This is a genomic window from Halomonas sp. PR-M31 (assembly GCF_001039575.1).
Lineage (GTDB): Bacteria > Pseudomonadota > Gammaproteobacteria > Pseudomonadales > Halomonadaceae > Modicisalibacter.
This window is the reverse complement of sequence record NZ_JIBT01000010.1, coordinates 40927-48404: the sequence shown is the minus strand read 5'-3', so window position 1 is coordinate 48404 and position 7478 is coordinate 40927. Positions and strand designations below refer to the sequence as shown.

The window sequence follows — 7478 nt, the reverse complement described above, 5'->3', positions numbered from 1 at the left end:
CGAGGTCATTCGGGAAGATCTCGAACTCGGGGGTTAACAAGCGGCTATTGGTGGATGCGCCTACGCTGCACTCCATGTCATTGAGCTCTGACGCTTTGCGGCTTTTCCTTAGGTGCGGAAGGCGTCATGGTATTCGAGGCCAGTCGCGAGGCATTGGCCACTACGGTCAATGAACTGGCAGCCATGGCAATGGCGGCGGCCACCGGGGGAATGGCGCCGAAGGCGGCCAGGCTCAAGCCAATGGCGTTGTAGGCAAGCGCAAAGACAAGATTCTGGCGCATGACGCGATACGCCCGGCGCGCCGCGTCCAGGGCATCCGCGATGCGCGCAACGCCGCCCTCGGTAATGGCCACGCTGGCGGCGGCGGTGGCGGTACTGCTGGCATCGGCAACCGCCAGACCAACGTCTGCCCGGGCCAGGGCCGGACCGTCGTTGATGCCATCCCCGGCGAAGGCGATGGTGCCATGGGTGTTGTTCAGGATGGCGGTCTTGGCTTCCGGGCTGCAGGCGGCGAAGACGCGATTGGCCGGGATGCCGAGCTGCCGCGCAACCGCCTGGGCCGGGGGCGCGGCGTCGCCTGTGACGATGGCGCACTCGATGCCGGCTGTCTGCAAGCGGCTCATCGCTTCCCTGGCATCCTCGCGCAGCTGGTCCTGAAGCCGAATCGTTGCCAGCCAGGTGCCATTGACCGCCACTTCGACATGTAGGCTGATCTCGTCGTCGGATTCATAAGAGGTTGATGGGTTGCACGTCACATTCTGCTGACTCAGAAACGCCCGGTTGCCAACCAGGACCGTGCCGAGCTGCGGATCGTCGTGGCGCACGCCCCGCTCGAAGCGCTGAGTGGTGCCGGCTACTGTGGCTATGTCGGTGGCGGTTTGTGCCGCCCGCAGCGCCCGGGCGATAACATGATCCACGCCTTGTTCGGCCTTGGCTGCCAGGGCCAGCACGGCGTCCGCAGTGTCCGGCAGGCCCGGGCTGCAAGCATGAATCAGGACGTCCGTCACGCTCAAACGCCCTTGAGTCAGGGTGCCGGTCTTGTCGAACAGCACCGTATCGACCTTGGCCATGGTCTCTAGCGCCGCCGGATGGCGAAACAGGATGCCGTGACGCGCCGCCTGGCTGGCGGCAGCCACATAGGCTACCGGCACGGCGATGCCCACGGCGCAGGGGCAGGCAATGACGAGCACGGATATGGACCTTAGTAGCGCCTGTTCCAGCTCAATACCGCCGAGACTGGTACCGAGGAAGGTGATCAGCGCAAGCGCGATCGCCACGGGCACCACCCAGCGCGCTACGCCGTTCGCCAGCCGCTGGGTATCGCTTTTGGTGCCGGCGGCTTCGGCAATGCGCGCGCCGATACGATCGATATGGCGATGACCCACGGTTCTATCGACGCATAGCGTCAAAGGACTGACAAGATTGACGCAGCCTGCTTCCACTCGATCGCCTGATGCCACCGAGCAGGGCAGAGATTCACCGCTGAGCACGGCGCGATCAAGCTGGCTTGATCCTGATAGCACAAGACCATCCAGGGGGATGCGTTGCCCGGCGGACACCCGGATCGTTTCGCCAAGCTGAATCTCATCTGCCGGTACCTCAGTGATACCCCCTTGCGCATCGATGCGCTCCGCGGTCTCCGGCACCGTGTTTTGCAAGGCGTCGATCGCCTTGGCCGCGTGGCGAAGGGTGCGGGTTTCGATGAAGCGACCAAGGGTCAGCAGGGTGATCAGCATCACGGCGGTATCGAAATAGACCTCGCTGCTGCCTTGGCTCAAATGCCAGATTGACAGCCCCAGGGCCGAGCAGGCGCCAAGACTCACCAGCGTATCCATGCCCGGTACGCCGGTGCGCAGGGTACGCCAGCCTGCCAGCAAAATGGGCGAGCCAACGATGACGAGCATCGGAGCTGCCGCTATTCCCGCTGCCAGCGCAATCCACCAGCCCGCAGAAGAGGAGGCGATGCCGCCGCTGTCGACATACAGCAGCACCGATAGCACCATGGTCCAAAAGCCAAACAGGGCCGCCATCGCCAGACGAATGCCCAATCGTTCGACTTCTTCATCGATGCGGGCCAGGGTTTGCTGCGCGGTGAGGGGAGGGCCGAGCCGATAGCCAAGCCGGCGTACTCGACGTGCCAGTTCAAACAGATGCAGGCGCTCGGGTTCCCAGCGCACCAGGGCCGCGGAGGTGGCAAAGCTCACGCCTGCCTCGATGACCCCGGGGGTTTGTTGGATGAGTCGTTCCGTGGCGGTGGCGCAACTAGGGCACCAGAGCCCATCGATCGATAGCAGGGCGTGTCCGCTGTCCTGCAATGCCTCGAGTTCAGGGCTTTCGTTATCCTTGCGCCGCCTGCCCATCGGCTTACTGCTGGTTCATGGCGGACATGCCGGCGGTTTGCTGGGACTTGACGAAACGCTCCCAGCGTTCCGGCGTCGTGCCTTCGCCCAGCTTGATGCCGTGCAGGGTCTCGCCGTAATAGTCCATGTGCTGATGATACTGCTCCTTTGACTCTTCGACGCTCATCTTGCCATCCGCCTGCCGAGGGTCCGCTGGCCGCGGGAAGCTGTTGATGTAGGCCGCGACGTCCCAGGCTTCCTGGTCGCTCAGGCTATAGGGCTTGCCCAGGGGCATGTTGGCCTTGATGAAGCCTGCGGCGGTGTTGACCCGGTGCATGCCTGCCCCCCAGTTGAAGGAGTGCGGCCCCCATAGCGGCGGGAAGATATAGCGGCCGTTGAGGTCCTTCTGGCCCTGACCATCCGCGCCATGACAGACCGCGCAGTTGTTGACGAATACCTCTTCGCCGCGCTGCCAGTCGTAGCCGAGTTCGGTCTCGTCCGGGGTCGGAAAGCCTCGACCCGGCATGTCCTCGTTGAGCGGTGCGCCATCGCCAAGCCAGTAGAAATAGCTCTGCAGGTCCTTGTAGACCTGATGGCCTGGCGGTGGTGCATCGCCACTGGGTGAGTCCTGGGCATCCATGGAGTAGGTGAAGCAGCCGTTGATGCGATCCTCCATAGTGTTGATCATCTTGTTCTTGCCACGATAGGCCGGGTAGTTGTTGGCTGCTGCCCACATGGGCGCCGAATGGGCCCTGCGCCCACCGTTCAGATGGCAGTTGGCGCAGGCCAGATCGTTGCCGACGAACGCCCGGGCGTTGGTACCGGGATTGAGAAAGATCTCCCGCCCGCGGCGTACCGACTCACCGAACTCATCGTCGGGAATTTCATTGTCGAGGGGCGGCTGGAAATAGCCGGCTGAATCCGTTGGGGGTCTGGGGGCATCTGCCTTGGGATCGTCCTGCCAGGCCTTACGCTGCTCGACAAGTTCCTGACGTGCCTGGCGAGCAACCTGGGCGTTCTTCTCTGCCTGGCTTTCCTGTTTCTCCGGGCCGGTAACATAAAGCAGTAGATTGTAGTTGGCGATGAGCGAGCCTGCGGCAAATAGCACGATCGCGCCCACGCTTGCATAGGCGAAGCGGCGTTTGGTCGAGCGTTTCATCCGAGAATTCTTGTCATCAGTCATGATCGGCGCTCCCCTGTTGCCGGCTCTGTGAAGGGCCAGCGGCGTCTGTCGATGTCGAACGTGCCTCTAGCGCCGAAGTATCGGGCTCGGTCTGCTGCCCTGGCGGGGCCGGCAGCGTCGCCAGATAATCCGCCACGGAACGCATGTCGTTTTCGGAAAGCGCCATGGCCACGCTGTGCATCAAGTTGATCGGCGAATTGGCCCGTCGTCCGTTCTTCCAGTTGGCGAGCTGGGTATAGGTATAGCTTGGATGCTGAGCCGCGAGGGCGGGAAAGGCCTGACCCACCCCCCAGGCGGAAGAGCCATGGCAGCTGTAGCAGGCGGGCACTTCGACGCTCCAGTCCCCTTGCAGGGCAAGCTCACGACCACGATCCAGATCGCCGCTCAGATCAGGCTTGGCGTTGCTGGGGCTTTCCAGCTGGGCGTAGTACTTGCCAAGCGCCGCCATCTGCTCATCCGTCAGGCCTTCCACTACATACTGCATGTTGGCATTCAGGCGGCGCTCGTTGGCGTAATCGTGCAGCTGCTTGGTGATATAGCCCGCCGGCAACCCGGCCAGGCGCGGCACGGTTTGTGCTCCCTGCCCATGATCGCCGTGGCAGGAAGCGCATGCCCAGGTCTTGTCGGTGCCTATACCGATCAACGGCTCTATGCTTTTGACATCGGCGTTGGCGGCGATACGCCCATAGTGCATTGCTGCAAGCGGTTTCTCGAGGGAATCCGCCTTCGTGGTCAGCGACTCGGAATCGGTGCGTTCTCCAGCGTCCTCGTCCTGATCCTGGCTCCAGGAGGTTGCTGCCAAGCCGCTACCGACAATGAGTAACACCGCATAGGCCATCCATCTTCTGTTAGTCGTCTTGAATGAGCGCATCAATTGGTCTCCTCGCTCGGGGCAGTCGCCGCCGCCTGAGTATTCGTTCTCGATAGCGATGCCGGAATGCCGAAGGTATCGGCAAGTGCCTGACCGCCTGCCCAAGGGCCATTGCGATCGGCGAAGCGCTGACGCTGCTCACTGACGAAATTCGCGTCGATCTCTGAGGCCTCGTTGCCCCAGCTGTTACGAACATGATTCACCACCGCCGCAATCTGATCGTCTTCCAGGTCGTGACCGAAGGTCGGCATGCGGCCATTGTAGAGATTGCCGGCCACGGAGATTTCTCCTGCGATGCCGAACAATAGAATATTCACCGGCACCGCAGGATCGCCTTGCACATAGCGGGAGCCGGCCAGCGGCGGTACCGCATTGGCGATGCCCGCGCCGTTGTTCTGATGGCAGGTCGAGCAGTTGGTGATGAACAGCTGATGGCCGTCCTGAGTTCGAGGGGCTGCGGTGGCAACTTCGGGTTGTCGAGACGCCTCGGCGCCTTGGGTGACATCCGGTTTCGAATCCGCCATCTGACTATTGGAAACAAGCGTGATGATGCCCCAGGCCGCCAGTGCGAAGGCAATGGCGAACACCTGCCAGGGGATGGGATTGAGCGCCTCATGAGGATCGAAATTGATGTCGCTGGTACCGGCGACGTTCTTTATTCGACGCTGCTTTCTAGGTTTCTGGTTGGGCCCTTGATCAGGCTTCTGGGTCATGAGTCCTCCTTGGCCACGAAGCCGTTATCCCGAAGATCGACCCGCTCTGCCGGGTAAGTGCGATCAAGGCTGAGCAGATAATCGACAAGATCCAACGCCTGCTGCTTGGCCACAATGATCTTGCCTTCCGGGCGATAGCGTGCCGGCACCGGAACGACGACGTCATCGTCTTCAGCTTGATCCTTGGCCTCGAACAGATAGGGGAAGGCCGGCATGATGCTTTGGGGCACGATGGCCCGAGGCTGATACAGATGGGTCAGTTGCCAGCCCTGGGAGGGTAGACGAGCCCCCACGTTGAGCAGATCCGGGCCGGTGCGCATGGTGCCCAGAAGATGAGGCTCGTCATAGACGTAGTCCGCGGGGGTCGAAGGGCGCCCCCAGCCGCGCAGCACGTCCGGTGCCTGTTCCGGAGAGCGGGGCTGCTGGGAATGGCAATAGACACAGCCTTGGCTTATGTATTCCGCACGCCCATTGAGCTGAGCCTGGGTGTAGGGCGCAAGCCCATCCGGTGCGTCGATGCTGCGAATTTGCATCGCAGGCCCCGCCACCAGGAACAGAGTGGCAAAGGCGAGAATGGCCAGGGCAACGATGATCAAGGGAAGAACACGATTCATTGCATCAAGCTCCTTGGCTCTGGGCGGCAACGGAGGGGCTGACGTCGTCCGCGTCTTCTTCGAATGCTTGCGTGCGACCAAAGAACAGCACAGCAAGATTGGCGGCAAATACCAGATGGCCCAGAGTCATCAAGGTACCGCCCAGGGAGCGACCGGTCAGATAGGGAATCGTCACTTCCATGCTTTCCAGCCAGTCCTTGCTGGCGTCCAGCATTGCCATGCCCTGTAGCCAGCCGCCGATGGTCAAGGATATGAAGTAGACGGCAAACCCAGCCACCACCAGCCAAAAATGCAGGCTAATCGCCCAGGGCATGGGCCAAGCGCGACCCGTGATGCGCGGCAGCATGTAATAGACGCCGCCGAACAGCACCATGGCCACGAAGCCATAAACGCCTAGATGCGCGTGAGCCACGGTGTAGTGGGTGAAGTGAGTGATGGTGTTGAAGGCGCGAACCGCCTCGAGAGAACCCTGTAAGGACGCCAGGGTGTACATGATGGCGCCAAGGGCGACGAAGCGCAGCGGCAGACTCTCTTTCCAGGCCCACAGATTGCCCAGACTCAGCGTATGCTGGTTGATGGCCACGGCGATGACTGAAATCACCATCATCACGGACTGCACCACGGAGAGCGACACCACCCAGGTAGGCACCGGGCCACCGATCAGATGGTGCATGCCCACCTGGCTGTAGAACAGGGCCAGTGCCCAGAAACCCAGCAGGGACAGACGATAGGAGTAGATCGGCTTGCCGATGATCTTGGGAATGAAATAGTAGGCGGCCCCGAGACCCAGCGGCGTCAGCCACATGCCCAGCACGTTGTGCGCAAACCACCAGTTGGTGGTGGCCTGCTGGGCGCCGCTATGAACCCCGGGCAGATTGGCCAGGATGAACAGCATCGGAAACCACACCAGGGCAGCCATGTAGTACCAGCCGGTTACATAGATATGACTCACCTTGCGCGCCGCGGCGGTATACAACAAAGGGATGGCGAAGCAGGCGCCGCCGATGGCCAGAAAGATATCGATCTGCCAGGGGATTTCGAGCCATTCCAGGCCATCGTTCCAGCCGCCGGCCATGGCAAGAAGACCGGCAAGCAGGGCCAGATTCCACACGACCGCACCGATCATGGCGAGCCGGGCTTTTTGCAGGGCCACCTTGAACAGAGTCGGCACCAGCCAGAACGCGGTGCGACCCCTGTCAGAGAAAGAAAGCCGTAGATGACCGAATTCAGGTGCAGGGTGCGCATACGGCCGAAGGTCAGTGGCGCGCTGCCGGTCAGCCAGTCAGGGATATGCAGTTTCAAAGAGGCGATCAGACCGAATATCGAGCCGAATACCAGCCAGGCGGTTCCCGTCACGAACATGACGATCAATAGGCGCTGCCACTCCCGAGTCATGTTTGGCTGCAAGGACGCCGCGGATCGTTCACTGTGAGAAGAAGTGGGATCGTCCAGTTTGCCACCCTCATCTTCGTCGAATACGGCAAGAGCATCGCTCTCGGTGATACGAAACTGATGAGTCGATATGGCCCAGATCAAGGCCGCGATCGCAATCAAGGAGACGGCGAAACTGAACGCCAATAGAGTGCCGATAGTGAAGTTCATGCGCGCTCCGGGAAAGGTTAGAGGGCCACGTGGACGACAAGCCAAGTGACCTGATCAAACAAAACAGAGGCCGTGATAGGCTCTGTTTATATAGCTCGCTTATTAATATAGACAAAAAAGCAATAAGAACCAAGTTAATGGCGAAGACCATTGAAA

7 protein-coding genes are annotated in these 7478 nt (G+C 61.2%); all 7 read right to left on the bottom strand.

Going from position 1 to position 7478, the window contains the following annotated elements; genetic code table 11:
- Window positions 1-77: 77 nt before the first annotated feature.
- The 7 genes from CH74_RS03905 to CH74_RS19315 are packed head-to-tail and all read right to left on the bottom strand — an operon-like array spanning window position 78 to window position 7322.
- The gene (locus tag CH74_RS03905; RefSeq protein ID WP_053070615.1) at window positions 78-2360 is read right to left on the bottom strand and encodes a cation-translocating P-type ATPase; all 2283 of its coding nucleotides are present in this window, start codon (window positions 2358-2360) and stop codon (window positions 78-80) included.
- Between the two features lie 4 nt (window positions 2361-2364).
- Window positions 2365-3522 (bottom strand): c-type cytochrome, encoded by a 1158-nt coding sequence (locus CH74_RS03900; protein ID WP_082140280.1) that lies wholly within the window; start codon window positions 3520-3522, stop codon window positions 2365-2367.
- A complete protein-coding gene (locus tag CH74_RS03895) occupies window positions 3515-4393 on the bottom strand; it encodes a c-type cytochrome (RefSeq protein WP_053070613.1) in 879 nt (292 codons plus the stop codon). The genes CH74_RS03900 and CH74_RS03895 overlap by 8 nt, the downstream gene beginning before the upstream one ends.
- Window positions 4393-5106 carry a cytochrome c gene (locus CH74_RS03890; RefSeq protein ID WP_053070612.1) on the bottom strand — a complete coding sequence of 238 codons (714 nt, stop codon included), beginning with the start codon at window positions 5104-5106 and terminating at the stop codon, window positions 4393-4395. Before CH74_RS03890 ends, CH74_RS03895 begins: the two co-directional genes overlap by 1 nt.
- Window positions 5103-5720 carry a cbb3-type cytochrome c oxidase subunit II gene (locus CH74_RS03885; protein ID WP_048306159.1) on the bottom strand — a complete coding sequence of 206 codons (618 nt, stop codon included), beginning with the start codon at window positions 5718-5720 and terminating at the stop codon, window positions 5103-5105. Before CH74_RS03885 ends, CH74_RS03890 begins: the two co-directional genes overlap by 4 nt.
- Before the next feature lie 4 nt (window positions 5721-5724).
- The gene (locus CH74_RS03880) at window positions 5725-6891 is read right to left on the bottom strand and encodes a cbb3-type cytochrome c oxidase subunit I (RefSeq protein ID WP_253272931.1); all 1167 of its coding nucleotides are present in this window, start codon (window positions 6889-6891) and stop codon (window positions 5725-5727) included.
- A complete protein-coding gene (locus CH74_RS19315) occupies window positions 6843-7322 on the bottom strand; it encodes a hypothetical protein (RefSeq protein WP_253272930.1) in 480 nt (159 codons plus the stop codon). Before CH74_RS19315 ends, CH74_RS03880 begins: the two co-directional genes overlap by 49 nt.
- Between the last annotated feature and the right edge of the window lie 156 nt (window positions 7323-7478).